At 57.4% G+C, this 18,343-nt stretch carries 18 protein-coding genes; 3 read left to right on the plus strand and 15 right to left on the minus strand.

Translation table 11 applies throughout. The features are described 5' to 3' along the window. Positions 1-139: 139 nt before the first annotated feature. The 8 genes from RWS31_RS03455 to RWS31_RS03490 all read right to left on the minus strand — a co-directional run bounded on the left by RWS31_RS03455 (position 140) and on the right by RWS31_RS03490 (position 6,919). Positions 140-1,489: an ammonia-forming cytochrome c nitrite reductase subunit c552 gene (locus tag RWS31_RS03455; protein ID WP_314596125.1), complete on the minus strand. Its 1,350-nt coding sequence runs from the start codon at positions 1,487-1,489 to the stop codon at positions 140-142. Continuing rightward, the gene (locus RWS31_RS03460; protein ID WP_009645019.1) at positions 1,482-1,961 is read right to left on the minus strand and encodes a NapC/NirT family cytochrome c; all 480 of its coding nucleotides are present in this window, start codon (positions 1,959-1,961) and stop codon (positions 1,482-1,484) included. The genes RWS31_RS03455 and RWS31_RS03460 overlap by 8 nt, the downstream gene beginning before the upstream one ends. A 54-nt stretch (positions 1,962-2,015) precedes the next feature. Beyond that, entirely contained in the window at positions 2,016-4,112 is a 2,097-nt protein-coding gene (ccsA, locus tag RWS31_RS03465) for a cytochrome c biogenesis protein CcsA (protein ID WP_314596128.1), read from the minus strand. Continuing rightward, a complete protein-coding gene (locus tag RWS31_RS03470) occupies positions 4,109-4,483 on the minus strand; it encodes a cytochrome c maturation protein CcmE (RefSeq protein ID WP_264919672.1) in 375 nt (124 codons plus the stop codon). The genes ccsA and RWS31_RS03470 overlap by 4 nt, the downstream gene beginning before the upstream one ends. 3 nt (positions 4,484-4,486) lie before the next feature. Beyond that, complete coding sequence (locus tag RWS31_RS03475; protein ID WP_313971860.1) at positions 4,487-5,104, minus strand: cytochrome c biogenesis protein CcsA; 618 nt, start codon at positions 5,102-5,104, stop codon at positions 4,487-4,489. A gap of 54 nt (positions 5,105-5,158) precedes the next feature. Continuing rightward, positions 5,159-5,839 (minus strand): heme exporter protein CcmB, encoded by a 681-nt coding sequence (locus RWS31_RS03480; protein ID WP_313971861.1) that lies wholly within the window; start codon positions 5,837-5,839, stop codon positions 5,159-5,161. After that, positions 5,796-6,449: a heme ABC exporter ATP-binding protein CcmA gene (gene ccmA, locus RWS31_RS03485; RefSeq protein ID WP_399553458.1), complete on the minus strand. Its 654-nt coding sequence runs from the start codon at positions 6,447-6,449 to the stop codon at positions 5,796-5,798. The genes RWS31_RS03480 and ccmA overlap by 44 nt, the downstream gene beginning before the upstream one ends. Before the next feature lie 203 nt (positions 6,450-6,652). Next, positions 6,653-6,919, minus strand: coding sequence for a type II toxin-antitoxin system RelB/DinJ family antitoxin (locus RWS31_RS03490; protein WP_314596131.1), 267 nt, complete (start codon positions 6,917-6,919; stop codon positions 6,653-6,655). 170 nt (positions 6,920-7,089) lie between these two features. On the opposite strand from RWS31_RS03490, the gene RWS31_RS03495 reads away from it, so the two are divergent. The 3 genes from RWS31_RS03495 (at position 7,090) to RWS31_RS03505 (ending at position 12,927) form a co-directional block, all read left to right on the plus strand. Then, positions 7,090-8,865, plus strand: coding sequence for a MutS-related protein (locus tag RWS31_RS03495; protein WP_314596132.1), 1,776 nt, complete (start codon positions 7,090-7,092; stop codon positions 8,863-8,865). 123 nt (positions 8,866-8,988) lie between these two features. Next, positions 8,989-10,986 carry a molybdopterin-dependent oxidoreductase gene (locus RWS31_RS03500; RefSeq protein ID WP_314596134.1) on the plus strand — a complete coding sequence of 666 codons (1,998 nt, stop codon included), beginning with the start codon at positions 8,989-8,991 and terminating at the stop codon, positions 10,984-10,986. 240 nt (positions 10,987-11,226) lie between these two features. After that, entirely contained in the window at positions 11,227-12,927 is a 1,701-nt protein-coding gene (locus RWS31_RS03505) for a ribonuclease J (protein WP_265070218.1), read from the plus strand. 67 nt (positions 12,928-12,994) lie between these two features. On the opposite strand, the gene RWS31_RS03510 is transcribed toward RWS31_RS03505, so the two are convergent. The 7 genes from RWS31_RS03510 to RWS31_RS03540 form a co-directional block, all read right to left on the minus strand. Beyond that, positions 12,995-13,723 (minus strand): Crp/Fnr family transcriptional regulator, encoded by a 729-nt coding sequence (locus tag RWS31_RS03510; RefSeq protein ID WP_294175988.1) that lies wholly within the window; start codon positions 13,721-13,723, stop codon positions 12,995-12,997. 18 nt (positions 13,724-13,741) lie between these two features. Further along, positions 13,742-14,248 (minus strand): flavin reductase family protein, encoded by a 507-nt coding sequence (locus tag RWS31_RS03515; RefSeq protein ID WP_294175990.1) that lies wholly within the window; start codon positions 14,246-14,248, stop codon positions 13,742-13,744. 98 nt (positions 14,249-14,346) lie between these two features. Beyond that, the gene (locus RWS31_RS03520) at positions 14,347-14,736 is read right to left on the minus strand and encodes an HI0074 family nucleotidyltransferase substrate-binding subunit (protein ID WP_314596138.1); all 390 of its coding nucleotides are present in this window, start codon (positions 14,734-14,736) and stop codon (positions 14,347-14,349) included. Beyond that, the gene (locus tag RWS31_RS03525) at positions 14,693-15,007 is read right to left on the minus strand and encodes a nucleotidyltransferase family protein (protein ID WP_294175992.1); all 315 of its coding nucleotides are present in this window, start codon (positions 15,005-15,007) and stop codon (positions 14,693-14,695) included. The genes RWS31_RS03520 and RWS31_RS03525 overlap by 44 nt, the downstream gene beginning before the upstream one ends. An 87-nt stretch (positions 15,008-15,094) precedes the next feature. Then, positions 15,095-15,751 carry a hypothetical protein gene (locus tag RWS31_RS03530; RefSeq protein ID WP_314596139.1) on the minus strand — a complete coding sequence of 219 codons (657 nt, stop codon included), beginning with the start codon at positions 15,749-15,751 and terminating at the stop codon, positions 15,095-15,097. Positions 15,752-15,763: 12 nt separating this feature from the next. Further along, the gene (locus RWS31_RS03535; RefSeq protein ID WP_294175996.1) at positions 15,764-16,990 is read right to left on the minus strand and encodes an AAA family ATPase; all 1,227 of its coding nucleotides are present in this window, start codon (positions 16,988-16,990) and stop codon (positions 15,764-15,766) included. 479 nt (positions 16,991-17,469) lie between these two features. After that, positions 17,470-18,333: a VirK/YbjX family protein gene (locus RWS31_RS03540; protein ID WP_314596141.1), complete on the minus strand. Its 864-nt coding sequence runs from the start codon at positions 18,331-18,333 to the stop codon at positions 17,470-17,472. Between the last annotated feature and the right edge of the window lie 10 nt (positions 18,334-18,343).

Here is an 18,343-nt window from a genome sequence, read left to right on the forward strand (position 1 = left end):
AGGAGGGATTTCACAAAATCATATTTTTCGACACACAAGGAAAACGCCCGTGCATACACCAAGCAAGGCACATGCACGGGCGTCTTTGAGTAGCAAGTTGCTCTTATTCCACCTTATCTTCGTTTGACAAAACCGTCGCTCAGAGATGATCAAACGGCTTGTCCGGCAGATTATCCATCGGGAACGCGCCGCGCGTGGCGGCATTTGCGGCCTCGATCGCCTGATGTGCGCGGTCGATCGAGAGGCCGAGCGTTCTCATGCACTGGTCGGGATTGTGGAAGCCGACGCCGTTTTCGGCTTCGACGTAGTCCCAATACCACTGCGCTTCGCGAATCAGCTCACGCGCGGGAGCGAGCTGCTCGTCCGTCGCGCCGGCTTCTGCCGCCGCCTTGATGGCGAGATGCGCCTTGGCGCACGTGATGCCCGCCGTCCTCTGCAGCTTGAAGGTGTTGTCGTGGATCGTCTTGACGCGTGCGATGAGCACTTCCTTGCTTTCATCGTGGCACTTGAGGCATGCGTCCTCGACGTACTTCAACGGGCTGGAAATATAGTGCGACGTGTACTTCTGCCCGTTCTTGCGCATGTACGGCATGTGGCAGTCGATGCAGGTGACGCCCGCATCCGCATGGACGCTCGTCTTCCAGACGTCGTAGTCGGGATGCTGCGCCTTGAGCATCATCGCGCCCGAGTCGGGATGCTTCCAGTCGCCCTTGAAGCCGCCCGGCAGATCGGTGCGCTTGTAGTACTCGTACATCTGCTCCGCCGTGTAGCCGTTGTCGCGCGGGAACACGACGCGGCCCTTCTTGCCCTGCTCGAAGTAATACTCCGTATGGCACTGGCCGCAGACGAGGGCGCGCTTGTCGTTGTCGCTGAGCTCGTCCCATGTCTTGCCCCAGTTGCGCTCAAGATCTTCGATCTGCGCAGGAATGACGAGACGCAGCTTCATCGTCTTGACGTCGTGGCACGTCGCGCAGGCGATCGAAGCGTCGTTCGGCACTTGATCGGCAAGCTCCTTGAAATCCTTCAGCGTGTAGTCCCAGCCCATCGTGTCGAAAAAAACGTCTTTCGTATAGGCGCTCTTACAGGTGATGCAAGAGCCCGACTGATTGACCTTGGTCGTGCGCAGCGAGTTCTTGACGTCCTCAAGCGCGTAGACATGGCCGCGGTCATCGTCATACTGCAGGGAAAAGGCATAGCCCTTCCAGTTTTCGATCATCTCGGGTTCGTCCATGAGCCTCGAATGGACGCCAGAACTGCCGTAGCCCGTCGGGGTCGGCGAATCGCTCGCCGTCATCTGATACGATTCGTATTCGAGCGGATATGCCTCCTTGAAGGCTTCCATGCCGAGATGGGCATTGTTCTCCGTCGGTATCTGAGCGAGCTTGACGGAACTCGATGGCTGGGCGATGCCGATGCGCACGATGACGAAACCGAAGAACGCAACGCAGACGACGATGACGCCCAGCAAACACTTTTGCAGCTTACTCAACTTTGATCCCTCCTTCCAGGTGATTGGAGCCATGTGCCACGCTCCTGTGGCACTTCAGGCAATCGGTATTGGCGTCCATCGGACCTGCGTGGACGACTGCCATCGTCGCGCTGTGGCAGCGCAGGCAGTTGCCGTTCACGATCTTTTCTGCGTCTTCCGAGATGCGGATCTTGGCAGGATAGTCGCGCTTCAGCTCGTGGTAAACGTCGATCATGCCGCTTCGTCCCTTCTCGACGAAGTACGCCGTCATGCTGTCGTGCGGCAGGTGGCAGTCCACGCACTCGCGCTCCCGGTGCGACGATTCCATGAACGTCGCCTTCTCCATCTTCATCGCATGGCACTGTCCACAAAATGTGGGAGAGCCGGAAAACGACAGCCCCGCCGAAGTGCAGACGGAAAAGATGACGCCTGCGGCGAAGCCTCCGATGATGCACTTCAGCGTGTTCTTCTGAAAGAATTCCTTTGCTTCCAATCCCCTTCCCTCCTTTCCATAAACAAAGGGGTTCGTCTCCTCAAAAATATATGCCTAGCATCTCCTCCTTAGGGCGCACGATGTGCCGAAAAAGGTGAATGCCGCACCGAGCCACAGAAGCCAGAGCAGTGGCTTGTTGCTGACGGACGCCGTCAGCGGCAGCCGTGCTTCCTCCTCGATTGCCGGCAGTATTTGCAGCATGATGCTCTTCTTGTCCTCGGAGATGCCCAAGAGGCGCAATCGCCTCTTGCCATTGAGAACGGCAAAGGATTCCGTCGCCGCCTTCATGCCTGCAGCCGTCAAACTGACTTCGGCGAGGTCGACGGTCTCGCCGTCAGTGACGGCGATGTCCGCGAGAAAGAGGCGGCGGCCCTCATCATCGGGCTCTTCTTCTATGACATGCTCCAGACGGTAGGCTACATCCCCCTCCAAAATGGCCTTGCCGCGCTGCAGCACGATCTCGTGACCGACGGCAGCAGGCGAGGGAGCAATGTAGATGTCGCCCGCCGCGCCGTGCGCGATAGCAGGCTCTCTCGCCGCATCCTCGCCGCTCGCACTGAGTTTCGTCAAGGCGCGCACTTCCTCGCCGTCGACGCGGAACACATACTCCTTCTCCCTGCGGCTTTCAGAAAGATCCATGCCCTCGTAGAGAATCGAGTTTCTGCCGAAGGACTGCGGCTCATCCGGCACAAACTCAAGCGTCGTGCTCGTTCCCGCCGCGGCGAGCGCTATCGTAAAAAGAGCCAGAGCCGCGCCCGCGTGTGCGACGGCTGCGGCAAGGCGAAGTGCACCGCCGCGCCAGGCGAGAACACTCGCGAAGACGGCGGCAGCCGCAGCGCCCGCGAGGACGAGCGAGGAGACTTCTCGGACGCCTGCGAGTCCTGCCGCCGCCGCACCCGCGAATATAGCACCGATGAGAGCCTTTGGCAGCGATGCCTGACCCTCGCCATAGTGCAGCAAGGAGCCAACTGCCATCGCAAGCAGCATACAGATGGCGAGCGGCAGGCTCGTCTTGACGTAGAAGCCCGTGTCGACGGCGGCGGAATCGCCGCCAAGCCCTGTGAGAAGCGGCATCGACATGCCGATGAATACGATGATGGCGAGAAAGGTCAGGGCAAGACAGCCGAGCAAGAGGAAGAATTCGCGGCTTCGATGCACCGGGTACGGAGAGCCTTTGGGGAACTTTCCCGCACGCCAGACGAGAAGCGAAAGCCCCGCCAGCGCTACGATCGCATCGACGGCGACGAGCCAGAGGCCGACGCCCGTGCCGCTGAAAGAATGCACGGAGAAGTCGCCCAAAAGGCCGCTTCGCGCGAGGAACGTGCCGTAGAGCGCAAGCGCATAGGAGAAGATAGCAGAAAGGTGAGCGAGTGCGAGATTCGTCGGGCGCACGCGAGCGGCAGAGAGCAGGTGGACGAGGACGCCCGCCGCGAGCCACGGCACGAGCGAAGAGTTCTCCACGGGATCCCAGCCCCACCAACCACCCCAGCCGAGCACCTTGTACGCCCAGAAAGCGCCGACGAAGATACCCGCGCCGAGGAGCGCCCATGCAGCGAGCGCCCAGCTTCGCGCAAGCGCGAGCCACGCCGTGCTGTCCGCCTTTTCAGACAGCAGCGCCCCCAAGGACGCCGCATACGGCACGGCGAGCAGCGCGTAGCCAAAGAACACGAGCGGCGGATGAATTGCCATCCATGGGTCTTGCAGGAGCGGATTCATTCCCGCACCGTCAGCAGGCGTATAGCCCTCCGTCACAGCAAACGGACTGTAGAAGAGGACGAGCGCCGCCAAAAGAGCCTGCAGAAAGAAGAACACGGCCTGACCTGCATTCCCGAGCCGTGCGCGAAGGGCAAGCGCCGCGCCCGCCGCCGCATGGAAGAAAAGCCACAAGAGGAATGAGCCTTGCTGCCCTGCCCAGAAGGCAGAAACCTTGTAGACGAGCGGCAGATCGAGCGAGGAATAGCTCCACACATAGTCGATGTCGAAGCGATCGTGCAGAATCAGCCAGAAGAGCCATGCGCTCGCCAAGGCCGCCGCGAAGAAGGAGGCGAGTGCGAGCGCCTTGCCCGTTGCCGCCTTTCCGCGCATCCATGAAAATGCTGCCGCCAGTGCGAAGATGAGCGAGAGTACGAGGAATGCCGTGCCGGCTGTCATAATGAACCGCCTTTCATCTTTTCATACTTCGACGGACACTTGATGAGCAGCCGATCCGCCTCGAACGCGCCGTCCTTGTACGAGCCGACGGCAACGATGTGATGCGCCGAGCGGAATTGGTCAGGCTCCGTGCCGTGATAATGCACTTCCATCTTTTCTCCCGATTCATCGACGAGTCCGAAGACGAAATCCTTCCCCTTCTGTGCGGGTGCCGGAGCATCCGGATCGAGAAGCCCCTTGACCTGCACGGAGCCGTGCGCCGACCGCGCCTCGGCGATGTCGACATAGGGCGTGATGCTGTCGGCGAACGCCCAGCCCGCATAGAGGACGAAGAGGGCGATGAGTCCGAAGAGCACATACGATTTTTTCATGCGTCAGTCCTCCTTGACAGACCGAAAGAGCAGTGCGAAATAGAGCAAGGTCGCGTCGACAAGGCCGAGCGCGAGCACGCCGATCATCAACGGCTCCATCGCCACATGTGCGCCGCTATTCAGAAGAGGCTCGGGATGCAGCGAGAAGTAGAGGCGCGGCAAAAGGAAGACGAGGAACGGCACGGTCAGAAAGGAAAAGAGCGAGTAGACCGCCGAGACGAGCGCGCGCCCACGGTTTTCGGGCACAGCCGAGCGCAGCGTGAGATATGCGCCGTAGATAAGGATGAGTACGAAGATCGTCGTCTGGCGCGGATCCCAATTCCACCATGCGCCCCACGACAGGCGGCTGAAGAGCGCTCCCGTCACCGTGGCGAATATCACGAAGAAGAAGCCCAGCTTCGCCGAGCGTGCGCTCAGCGCGTCGAAGCGCTCCCTGCGACATCGCAGGAAGCGAAGCGCCCACCACGCACTCAAAAGAAAGGCGAGAACCGAGACCCACGCCGCCGGAACATGGAAGAAGACGAGGCGCACATAGTCGCCCAAGCCTTCTGCGGGCGGCACGAGGAAGAATACAGCGGCGAAGAGCGCTGCTGTCAACACAATGATGAGGACGCGAAGCATAGATTCACCCCTTATTCTTGAAAGAGCCGGCGAACATTCTTTCTCGCCGCCGCTTCAAATTTCCTGCCATACGAAGTCGAAGAGCCACGAAGCGCCGAGCGTCAGAATCATGTCGTAGAGCGCCATCGCGCCGAGCAGGGAAGAGGACGGCAGAAGGGAGCTGAAAAGCTCGCCTGTGAGATTGAGCGCGGGCAGGAACACGGGCAAAACGACGGGCAGCAGCAACACGGAGAACAGCCCGCTCTTCGCGCCCGCGCCGACCGTCAGCGCCGAGACGATGACGCCCGCCGCCGCCAAACCCCAGATGCCCAAGAATACGACGAGGAGAAAGACCATGGCGGCGAAGAAGTCCGCCAGCGAAAAGCCGAGAAAGACTTGAAAGAGCGCTAGGTCAAAGACGGCGAGCGCCGTGAGCATGAAGAGCGTGTAGCAGAATTTGCCGACGAACACCGCCTGCGCTCCGGCATAGATGCGCAGGGCGAGCAGCGTGCCGCTCGCCGCCTCCTCGTAGAACGCCCGGCCGACGCCCGCCTCCGCCGAGAAAAACAGCACGACCCACAAGAGTCCCGCCGCTACCTGCGGCTCAGGCGGCGCACAACGAAGCGCAAAGGAAAGCGCCGCGATCGCCGTCAACGAAAACATGAACATCGCCGCCCAAGAGGAGCAGCTACGCATGGCACAGGCGACCTCCCTACGAAAGATGAGCCGCGCCCCCTGCAATGCAGATCCTTGCATCGGCAGTCACCTCCTCCTTTTGCTCGTTCGTCGCCCAGAGCACGAGCCGGCCTTCTGCCGCCGCTTCGCGTGCGAGCGAGGCGAGGAGCGTGCGCCCTTCCTCATCGAGGTTCGCGCCCGGTTCGTCGAGCAGCCAGAAGGGCGCATCCGCGCCGAGCAGCACGGCGAGCTTCAAACGCTGGCGCATGCCCGTCGAGAAGCTTGCCGTCTGCATCCGCCAATCTTGCGCCCCCTTGAGTCCCACGCGCGCGAGAAGCGTCCGACGCGAGGCATCGGAAAGCGCAATGCCGCGCAGTCCGAGGAAGAAGTCGAGGTTCTCCGCCGCCGTTAGCAGCGGATAGAGTGAAAGCTCGGGCGAGAGATAGGCGAGATTCGCCTGCCACATCGCTCCCTCGGCCTCTCCCGCCGCCGTCCGCAGCGCGACGCGCCCTTTTGTCGGCCGCAAAAGCCCCGCCGCCAGACGCAGAAGCGTGGACTTGCCGCTGCCGTTCGCCCCGCGCACGCTGGCGACGATGCCGCCTGCAAGCTCGAAGGAAAGCCCCCGAAGTACGCTGCGACCCGCGAAGGATATGCTCGCATCCTCGAAGGAAAGCGTCAAGGAATTTTCCAACGGCAACACACTCCTTCGCACTTCGTCACAACAAGAAACGTTATCGATTTAACTTATGTTATGATACAAATATATTATAATATAATTTTTTCCATACGCTAGCAGTTTTTTATGATTTCCTATGATTTTGTATCAAAAAACCGCACTCTTGAAACAAATGCATCGCCGAAGCCTATGCAAACCATTTCAAAAATGCGGTATTGTCAATCATAGTGATTCAAATCGTGCTGCACGCCTTTCCCAGCATCAAGCTGCGCAATGCCGCGACGCAAACGTGCCAGGCTCTTCTCCGAATAGAGCGAATCCGTCAGAGGAGCGGCTCTCAATTCAAATGGAATCCTGCGCTCCCGCGCGACGCGCCGCGCAAAGATCAAGATAGCGGAAGGCGCAGAAAGTCCGATATCCGCACACACTTCTTCAAAATTCGACTTCAAATCATCGTCCATGGATACAACAATATCCTGTGCCATTCGACGCACCTCCATAAGCTTTATTTCTTTCATTATATACCATTGCCAGTGAATCCTCAAACAAAATTCCCCGCGAATTCTGCTGCTGAGAACTGGACGCAGATGACTTTCACGCTTATAATATAGGGAAAGACGGATTATATATCGGTTAAAGACGAGGACGATGCTTTATGAACAAAAATTTCTTCCAAACGGCGCGAGAGACGGATCTCGCCGAGAAGCGGCGGCTGGATCGGCGCGGGCAGATGCTTTCCTGGCTGCGCCTCACGACGTTTTTCCTGTGCCTTCTCGCGCTTGCCGCCGCCTGGGACACGAGCGCACTCGAGATATATCTGGTCGCCGTCGCGCTCGCCTGCTGCTTCACCGCGCTCCTGCGCCGTCACGGCAGGCTCTTCGAGCAGCGCCTGCTCTTGGAGAGCCACATCGCCGCGCTTTCAAACTTTCTTGCACGATTTTCGGGAGAGTGGCACAACTTTCCTGTGACGGGCGCGGAATATCTGAGGGACGAATTGCCGCAGGCGCAGGATCTAAGCCTCTTCGGCGCTGATTCCATCTACCAGTATCTTTGCGCCGCACGTACGAAGGCGGGGCGTGATCGTCTCGCCGACACGCTCTCCCCCTTCCCTGCTGATCTCGCGCTTGCAAGGAAGAGGCAGAAAGCCGTCGAGGAACTCATCGCCCGCCCCAGGCTCGTCCTCGACCTCACGGCGGCGGCCGCTCTTCTGCCTGACGGCCACGATACAAAGCCGCTCCTCGCAGCGCTGCAAAGAAATACAGAGAAGCCCTACGCGGGCACGGCCTTCATCGCGTGGGTTCTTCCCGCCGCCCTCGCGCTCGCCATCGTCGGCGCATCGCTCTCCCTCATCGGCTGGACAATGCCCGCCATACTCGTGCTGCTGCAGTTCCTCATCGCCTTCGCGCTCGGCAGGCGCACGGCATCCGCGCAGAAGCCGCTCGCCGCCATGCACCGCGAGCTGCGCCTCTACGAGCGTCTCTTTTCGCGCCTCGAAGATGCGACATTCCAAAGCCCGCACCTTATCGCACTGCAGGCGCAGCTCAAGGCGGGCGGCTCCGCGCGCTCCCTGCGCCGCCTCGCCGCCCTCGCCGATCATGCGCACACACGTCACAATCTCATCTTCCTGCTGCTCGCCAACGCCTTCTTCCTCAGCGACCTGCACTTCGCGCACCGCATCGCACACTGGCAGGAAAAGGCCTCCGCGCACCTCGGCGACTGGCTCGCCGTCTGGGCGGAGACCGAAGTGCTCCTCTCCTTCTCGACCGTGGGACTCGTGCGCGAAGTGTACGCGTTCCCCAAACTCCTCGAAGACGCTTCGCCGCGCCTCGAAGCCAAGAACTTGACCCATCTCCTGATTCCCGAGGAGAAGGCCGTGCCGAACGACATCGACGCGACGGCAGGCACGCGCATCATCACAGGATCGAACATGTCAGGCAAGACGACGTACCTCAGAACCGTCGCAAGCGCCTGCGTCCTCGCCTACGCGGGCGCACCCGTGCCGGTCGAACGCTTTTGCCTCTCGCCGCTTCACATCTTCACCTCGATCCGCGTGACGGACGACGCGGCGCACGGCCTTTCCACCTTCTATGCCGAAATCCTGCGCATCAAGAGCATGATGGCGTTCAAGGAAAAGAGCCTGCCCATGCTCATCGTCATCGACGAAATCTTCAAGGGCACGAACAGCGCCGATCGCCTCATCGGCGCAAGAGAAGCCATTTCGCGCCTCACAGGCGCGGACTTCATCACCCTCGTCTCCACGCACGACTTCGAGCTTTGCGAGATCGAGAGCGACGCCGCCCCCGTAACGAACTGGCACTTTGAAGAAAGCTACGAGGACGACAAACTCCTCTTCGACTATAAGATCAAAGAAGGACGCTGCACGACGCGCAACGCTCAGTATCTGCTGAAGATGGCGGGCATCATGGAGTGATACGGGAAAAGCCTTGCCAGCCGCGATTTTGTCTGCTATGCTTATAGCCTGCACGCACACGCCCCGCTTTGCGGACGCTCGTGCACGGCCTTATCTTCACTCTGCTTGTTAGGAGGAATCATCATGGAAATCCTGCGCTCGGTCTGTCCCTACGACTGTCCCGATTGCTGCGGCCTTCTCGTCGAGGTCGAGGGTGGGCTGGCACGAAAGGTCAAAGGCGACCCCGCACACAGCTTCACGCGCGGCACGCTCTGTCCAAAAATGGCACATTACGAGCGCACCGTCCATTCGCCGCGCCGTCTCCTCACGCCGCTCAAGCGCACAGGAAAGAAGGGTGCAGGCGAGTTCCGCCCGATTTCCTGGCCCGAAGCGGTGCAGGAGATCGCCGCACGCTGGCAGGAAATCATCGCGCAGTACGGCGCGGAGGCCATACAGCCCTACTCCTACGCAGGAACGATGGGGCTCTTGCAGCACGACGCCTATCACGCGCTCTTTCGCGCACTCGGAGCGGCAGAGCTTGACCGCACGATCTGCTCCCCCGCAAAGCGTCATGGCTGGAATTCCGTCATGGGAGCGACCCTCGCCATCCGCCCGCAGGAAGCACAGCAAAGCGATCTCATCATCCTCTGGAGTCTCTCCATGCTCGCGACGGACATCCACTTCGCACACGATGTGCAGGTGGCGAAAAAGCGCGGCGCCATAATCTGGTGCGTCGATACATACGAGACGGCAACGGCACGCCAGGCTGACCGCGCCTTCTTCGTGCATCCTGGCACGGACGGCGCACTCGCGCTCGCACTGCTCCACGTGCTGGAAAAAGAGGGCCTCACAGACGAGGCTTTCCTCGCCGCGCATGTCCAAGGCTGGCAAGAACTGAAAAAGGATGTCCTGCCGCACCATACCCCAGAAAGCGCCGCTGCCGTCACGGGACTTTCTCCCGAGGCCATACGCGAACTTGCCCTCGCCTACGGCCAGGCGCGCGCGCCCTTCATACGTCTTGGCAGCGGCTTCTCGCGCTATACGAACGGCGCGATGACGACGCGACTCCTGCTCGCTCTGCCCGCCGCCGTCGGCGCATGGAAGAAGCCGGGCGGCGGCCTCCTCTCCTCCGTGCCGGGCAGCCGCGCCTTCAGCAAGGACATCGTGCAGCGCCCCGACCTGCGGAAAAACGTGCGCCTCGTCAACATGTGTGAAATCGGCAACGCCTTGACCTCCGCCTCGGAGCCGCCCATCAAGAGCCTCTTCGTCTACTCCTCGAATCCTGCCTGCACCGCGCCCGACCAGAAGAAAGTGACCGAAGGGCTTCTGCGCGATAACCTCTTCACCGTCGTACACGAACGCTTCCTGACCGACACGGCGCTCTATGCCGACATCGTGCTGCCGGCGACGACCTCGCTCGAGCACAGCGACATCTATGCAGCCTATGGACACTACACAATCCAGCGCGGCGAAGCCGTTATTCCGCCCGTCGGCGAGTCGAAGCCGAACTGGGCGGTCGCCTGCCTGCTGGCCGATGCCTTAGGGCTTGACGACCCGTTCTTCAAAAAAAGCGAGGATGATCTCATCGACGAGCTGATCGCCTCAACCGACGCCTGGCCACTTCCCGTAGACAAGGCAGCGCTCGCCGCAGGACTGCCCGTCGACCTTCCTCTGCCCGAGAATTACAAGCTCGACTTCAAAACGCCCTCGGGCAAGATCGAACTGCTGAACCCGAAGGAAGAGCCGCCCCTGCCCGACTACTTCCCCGCCCACGGCGACGACGAACCGTTCCAATTCATCAGCGCTCCCGATCCACGCATCCTCGACTCCTCCTTCAACGAGCGCGAAGAACTCTCGCGCGGCAAGGTCATGGAACTGCTGATGCATCCCGACGATGCAGAAAAGCTCGAGCTTGCGGACGGCGATCCCGTCGTATGCAGCAACGAGCGCGGCGCGGCCAGCTTTACACTCGCCCTGAGCCGCCGCGTCCGCCCCGGCACGCTCGTCAGCGAAGGCGTCTGGTGGCGTGCCTACTGCAAAGGAAGGCGCGGCCTCAATATGCTGACCAGCCAACGCCTGACCGACAAGGGCGGCGGCAGCACCTTCTACGACGTAAACGTCCGCATCGAAAGGGAGTCGTAAATTCACGACTCCCTGCCCTGCAGAAACTTCAAGAACTGCGATGACATTCCCGCCGCCTTCACGGGCGGCTTTTTGTCGTTTTCTTTTGCAAAAAGAGTTCATGTGTTATATAATACTATGAGATGTGTATTGATCGGCTAAAACTTGCTGGACGTATGTTCAGCTATCACACAGGACACGAAAGGAAGCACGTATATATTTAGCGCTTCCTAAAACAAATTTTTCGGAGGTGTATATTTTTTGGCTTCAAATTCTTCAAACACACATTCTGCCAATCATTCGGCCAACGCAAAAAAGTTACAGGTCATCCCCTTGGGCGGACTCGGGGAAATCGGCAAGAACATGACGGTATTGCGCTTCGGCAATGATATCCTCGTCATCGACGCGGGACTGATGTTCCCGACGGAGGATATGCTCGGCATCGACCTCGTCATTCCGGACATCACGTATCTGTTGGAAAACCGCGACTGTATCAAAGGCATCGTGCTGACGCACGGTCACGAGGATCACATCGGCGCTCTGCCGTACGTCCTCACGCAGATCGACGTTCCCGTCTACGGCACGCCGCTGACACTCGGCATTCTCAAGGGACGCTTGGAGGAGCGCGGCGTTTCAACGCAGAACCTCCATCCTATCATGGCGGGCGATCAGCTGCGGCTCGGCTGTTTCGCCATCAAGTTCGTGCGCGTGAACCACAGCATCCCCGATGCCGTGGCGCTCGCGATCCGCACGCCGCTCGGCACGATCTTCCACACGGGCGACTTCAAGATGGACTACACGCCCGTCGACGGAAAGCTCACGGACTTCAAGACGCTCTCGGAAATCGGCAACAAGAGCGTGCTGCTCATGCTTGCCGACAGCACGAACGCCGAGCGCACAGAGCCTGTACCGAGCGAAGCGACCGTCGGCGTCGCCTTCGACCGCGTATTTCGGCGCGCACGCGGGCGCATCATCGTCGCGACCTTCTCCTCGAACGTCTCGCGCATCCAGCAGATCATCGACTCCGCCGTGCGCTACCGCCGCAAGGTGGCGATCCTCGGTCGAAGCATGGTCAACGTCACGAACATCGCTATGGAACTTGGCTATCTGACCGCGCCCGAGGGAACGATCGTCGACATCGACGAGATCGGCCGCTACAACGACAACCAGATCGTCATCGCGACGACGGGCAGCCAAGGCGAGCCGATGTCCGCCCTGACGCGCATGGCGATGAGCTCACATCGCAAGGTCAACATCACGCCGATGGACACCATCATCATCTCGGCGACGCCGATCCCCGGCAACGAACGTTACGTCGGCAAGACCATCGATCTTCTCCTGAAGCTCGGCGCTGACGTCGTCTACGGCAGGAGCGAGGGCATCCATGTCTCCGGCCATGCCGGCCAGGACGCCTTGAAGCTCATGCACAATTTGATCCGCCCGCGCTACTTCATGCCCGTACACGGCGAGTACCGCATGCTTGTGCGCCATGCCAAGCTTGCAGAGAGCCTCGGCATGCCCAAGGAGAACATCTTTCTCAACGAAAACGGTGGCATTCTTGAATTCACGCGCAACTCGGCGAAACTCAACGGCAAGGTGCAAGCAGGCATCGTGCTCATCGACGGCCTCGGCGTCGGCGATGTCGGCAACATCGTCCTGCGCGACCGCCAACAGCTCTCGCGCGAAGGCGTCATCATCGTCGTCGTGACAATCAACCGCTCTTCCGGACGCATAGTCTCTGGCCCTGACTTCGTGTCGCGCGGCTTCGTCTACGTGCGCGAATCCGAAGAACTCATGGATACCGCCAGAAAGCGCGTGTTCAGCGCCCTCAAGAAGTGCGAGGATGAGCACATAACCGAATGGTCCTCCATCAAGACGACCATCCGCGACGTTCTCGGACGCTTCATCTTCGACGCCACGCGCCGCCGCCCCATGATCCTGCCGATCATCATGGAAGCGTAACCATCGTACACACAAGACAAAAAAGCGTACAGACCAAAATCCACGGTCTGTACGCCTTTTTTATTACTTACAGATACTCCTCCAACTTCTCTCGATCCAAGATATGAATCGTGCGCGACTCCACTGCGAGGATGCCCTCCTTCTGCATGGCGCTCAGCTCGCGCGAAAGAGCTGGGCGCGACACTGCGAGATAGATCGCCGTAGACTCGCGGCTCTCCGATAAGCAGATCTTACCGTCCGCCTTCTGCGGCTGCAACATCAGATAGCGTGCGATTTTGCCGCGCAAAGAGCCGCTCGCGAGCACCTTAAGCATATTGTTCATCTGGTACGCCTTGCGTGCGAAATCACGCAGCAGATTGCGCTGCAGGAGTCCCTGCAGGCGCACGCGCTGCGCTCTTTCCGGATCGTCTGCCTCGCCGAAATCGTCCTCCGCAGCGCCCTGCGTCAACATGCGGCTCGAAATCTCCAAAAGCTCCGTCGCTGCGAGCGCCTGCGTGAACATATCGTAGGCATGGCGCTCGATGAAGAGATATACCTCGCCGAACATCACTCCGGGTTTTCGTATCTCCCCTAAGAAGATCTGCCGCCCCGAATACGTGTCCTTCAGTATGCGCACAGCGCCTGAGACGAGCAGAAAAAGGCGCTCGGGCACATCACCCTCGTGAAAGATGATCTCGCCCTTCTTGTAGTGCACGAGACGCACTTGGCTCGATGCGAGAAGCGCCTCAACATCCTCATCCGTCATGCCGCGCGCAAGGCTCGTTCCCTTGAGCTGCTCCTTGATTTCCTGACGCATGTCTGCCTCCCAGAACTCTTAGCCGCGAACGAGAACCTTCTCGATCTCCGCCGCATACATCGTATGGTAATCCTTCTCGGGATACCACTTCACATCGCATTCGCGCTCGATGAAGCACTCGGGCTGCAGCTCCTGCGCATAGAGCTTGCGGCAAAAGAGCGCCAGCCGCGCCTCCGAAAAGTAGGTGAAGCCCCCTTCCGAAAGCGGCGTAAGTCCCGCCTTCTCGATCTTCGCCTCATCGCGCCCCGACACCGTTCCAAGGTAGTTCAAGACCTTGCGCTTCGACTCGTCGAGCACGGAAAGCGTGAAGCCTTCTGCCCCATCAACGAACTCCTTCGTATAGCGCTGCGGACGGATGAAGATGAACACGACCGGCTTGCCCCAGAGCACACCCATGCCGCCCCAAGAGGCCGTCATCGCGTTCGCCTTGCCATTCTTCTCGCCGCAGACGACGAGCCAATCCTTGCCGATCAGCGTAAATACATTATCCTGCAAATCCTGCGGCTGAATCTCCTTGAATGCCATATTATGTTCCTCCTTCATTGGTTCCTCAGGCTCTATTCGCCTTTTCTCCTACACCTGATCTTTGCTAAAATGAGCATTTTATAAACATCAAACTTCTATCACAGCCACCTCTCCCGCAGCTCCTCCGCCAGCTGCTCGAACATCGCGATGAACTTCTCCTGACTGTCACGAATAATGGAAAGCGCGATTGGCTCACTGCAAAAGTGCGCCACATTGTTACGCGCCTGTAAGGCCGCAAGCCAAAGTTCTTCATCCTTGACCATCCGCGCCTGATACGCCAACTCGATGACGCTCTTCGGCGAGCCGCTCTTATGCTCACCATAGCCGCTCAATTCCAGCTGTTCTTTCATCGCTTTCCATGCCTGCTCGAAGCATATCTCGAAAAGCGACACCATGCCCGCCGTCGCAATCGTATCATAGGGAGGCTTCTTCCCCTTGATCTCCTTAAGATTCTGTAGTGCCTTGAAGAAATTCTCTGCCTTTTTCATAAAGCAAAACACCATCCCTCTGAATCTCTTCCAAAAGCTCCGGCTGCACAGGACCATCCAAGTTGACGACATCGAACATCAAGAGTGTCGGCAGCTCTTCGTCTACATCGAGCGAAAACCGCACAACGTCGCCGCCTGCAACCGCGAGATCGACATCGCTGCGCTCCCAGTTGTCCCCGCGCGCCCGCGAGCCGAAGAGCACAACGCGTGACAAGCCATACTTGCGTGCGAGCCGCACGATTCCTTCGCGAATAGTATTCGGCAGATTCATCGAAAAACCTCCCAGTCTGCGCCTATTCCATACGCCATACCCTCGCAGTTTCCATCCTCTCCCGCTATGCCTGCAGACTGCTGCCATTCAGCAAGCAAGAAGTCGTTTTTGCAATTCCTGCCAAAAATATCGAAAACTCGGAGATTCATTTGTAGCACAGTCCATATACTTGCCGATCTTCTCCGCCCACTCTTTCTTGCGCGAACCAATTTCCCGATAAGAAGCGCACGACTTTTTTAAGTTTCTGAGACCACCCTTATGAATCGCTTCCGCCAGAACTTCCCATGTCCCGCAAATACTGTCTTGTTCATAGCTGTCCAACACCTGCTTTTTCGCCAGAGGATACGCCTTGTAGATGGCTGCTTTATCCCCTAATAACCACGCCTCCACCTCTTCCACCGCGATGCAGAACACTCGGTCGACTGCGATATGGTTTTTAACGGCAACCTCTTCCAACGCGAGACGAAATTCCGCCGTATCGCGGTCATCGTTATCCACAATCACAAAAATGGCTGCTTGGATGCCCTGCAAACTTTTAGAAAAACCTCGCAAATAGGTGGCCAGATCATTGAGCAATTTTCCTGTCTTTATCTCCTTCACCGTATTTTTCCTAGTGAAACCGCCAATCCCATGAAAATGCTTAACATCATACGTCAGCAAAGAGACGCTATCCTTCAGCTTCCCTATCAGCACCTCGATCAAAGCGGCACTCGATGAGTCCTCAATCATGAATTGAATATGCACAAGATCGACTCCTCAACCAAAATATGTATCGTACCATAAATCGCCCAAGCAAACGCCCTCTTCGACCAAAGCATTAACGAAGCGATAATCCGATGCGCGCTTGATTGTAGAAAATCCCTGCGAGTCTTTTTCCAACACCCATACCTGCTTCGGCTGCAATGCATTGACGAAAAAAGGACTGTGCGTTGTCACAAATACCTGCTTCGCATATCCCGTGCCCACATTCTTATCCATTTCTTCAGCAAGTTTTCCCAAATATTTATGATACAGACCATTTTCCGGCTCTTCCACAAATACAAGCTGCCTTGGATTCCTCTCATTGAGCAAGAGATAATAAGCAAAGAGCTTCAACGTACCATCGGACATTCTTTGTGAAAAAAACGGTTTCTCGAACCCTTTCTGCCAAAACTCCAAAACCATTTGACCATTCGGCAGTTTGAGCGGCTCGATTCTCTCGATATTCGGTATCTTGCCCTTTATTTCTTCCAAGACTTTCTTGAATGCCTTGGGATTTTCACGGTACATATACTGCGCAACATTATTCAGATTGCTTCCCGTGCGATTCAGATACGGACTTGGCACGACCGTCTGTACCTGACGCGCAGCATCGGGAGTAAAATAGCATAAATACCAACTCTGCAAGAAATTCAGAAACTTTTCAATACGCGAATATTGCTTCATCGCCCCGAGTGTTACAACCCCCAATTTGCGCAAATCGGCAAGGCGCACATCTTTCTTCTCGCCGCGATCAATGCCGCAGTCATCGTCCATACCACCATCATCACCTTCGAAAGCATAGCCACGGCCTTCTTTCAGATACAAAAAAGAAAGTGGTCTACCGCTTTTATGCCCCATGCGGCGTTGCCTCAATCGCTCCTCTTTCACATAAGGTCTGCCCGCATCATCCTTATCAATCGTAAGCTCATAGGTTATAGGACGTGTATTCGATGTTTCTCGATAATATATTTCAAAATGGATAGCTTCTTGGCTGCCTTGCGAAAGCAATTGATCATATCCCCCACGATTATTTGCATCGCAAGCAGTTTCCACATCCGTGGACAAGCAATCCGATAGGAAGCCGAACGCATCCGCCAATGTGCTCTTCCCGTTTCCGCTCTGCCCGATAATTGCGACCATATTGCCGAATTCCTCGTTGCTCGTATCACTGAGAAGCTTCCCCATTTTGATATTTTTCAATGACCCATAATTTTGGATCCCCATCCCCAGAATTTTCCCCATCAAATCCTCTCCTTCTCCGCGCACTCGCGTACCAAAAAACACAACAGACAATATACTGCAATGATAACAGCTCTGCCGCTCCCCTCGCGGATAGATTTCGGCAGATTCATCGAAAAACCTCCCAGTCTGCGCCTTCGGCTTGACCTCTTGGGGCTTCATGGTAAACTACACGCACAAACGTCCACTTTGTGGACATTGTGCGCCGCCCTTACAGAAGCCTAGCCAATCGGTCTGCGCCTTCGGCTTGACCTCTTGGGGCTTCATGGTAAAACGATAACAGAAACACCATTCTTGTTCAATAGTTTTATATAGTTTATAACATTTTATAGTTTGTTACCTAAATTTTATAACATCAGCACAACAACATAACACACATTTACATCTTTGTTACATTGTTCAATCATATGCAACAAATTCCGCCACTCGCTTACATCCATGCATCGTCATCTTGCATCCTCGTCCGAGAACATCGTCTTCCCTTATTTCAAGAGCTTCCCCATATTCTCCGCAATCTGCACATCCACATCATCTAAAAAAACAAAGCGGCGACGGTAAACGGCGCGCTTTCTCGTCGGCACTTCCTCCATCGTCTTTCGTGTCTCAACGAGCGGAAGTTCATAGAAGCGTGCATCCACCAGCACATGGCCGCCCGCTTCTTCCCAGAAAGCGCCGAAATCCGTCTTGAGCTTGCGGTCGCGACGGATATGGTTGTTCGCGTAATAGCCCTCGTTCGATACGGCATAAATATGCTTAAGCCCCAAAGCTCTTGCAACTGCCTGCGTCATATAGAGGATGAGATTCTTCGTGCGGTAGGCATGACACGCCTTCGTCACCTGCTTGACGACATCCTTCGCATTTTCCATATTCGGCCCCTGCATCGCACCGATCCACATCGCCATCTCGCCATCCGGCGCTTCATTCAGCCAGAAGATGATCTGATAAAGCGCACTCTCACCAAGTCGCAGCATGACGGAAAGAAGCCCCTCCTTGCGCTGTCCCGGTTCGAAAAGAAGAAACGCAGCGAGTTCTTTCTCCATGCATGCCGCACCATGCCAGAGCGGCACGGATTTATGCCGATAAAGATCTAGTAGGATATCCTCTGCCAACACATTCCGCAAGAACCTTATATGCGTCTCAACAAGCGCAGCGCGTTCCTCAAACGTGGACTTGTTATAGAAAAACGCCCGCGTCGGCTGCTCATAGACGAACGGACACACATCTGCCACCTGCTGCAAGACTGCATCCTGCTGAAAAAAAGCGTCAATCTGCCGCATCCGCGAGCGATTCGCCATCGCACGCGCACAAAACACCACGCAGCGACGCGCTTCGCGCGGATTCGACATGTTATATATT

Source organism: uncultured Selenomonas sp. (assembly GCF_963528755.1).
Taxonomy (GTDB): domain Bacteria; phylum Bacillota; class Negativicutes; order Selenomonadales; family Selenomonadaceae; genus Selenomonas.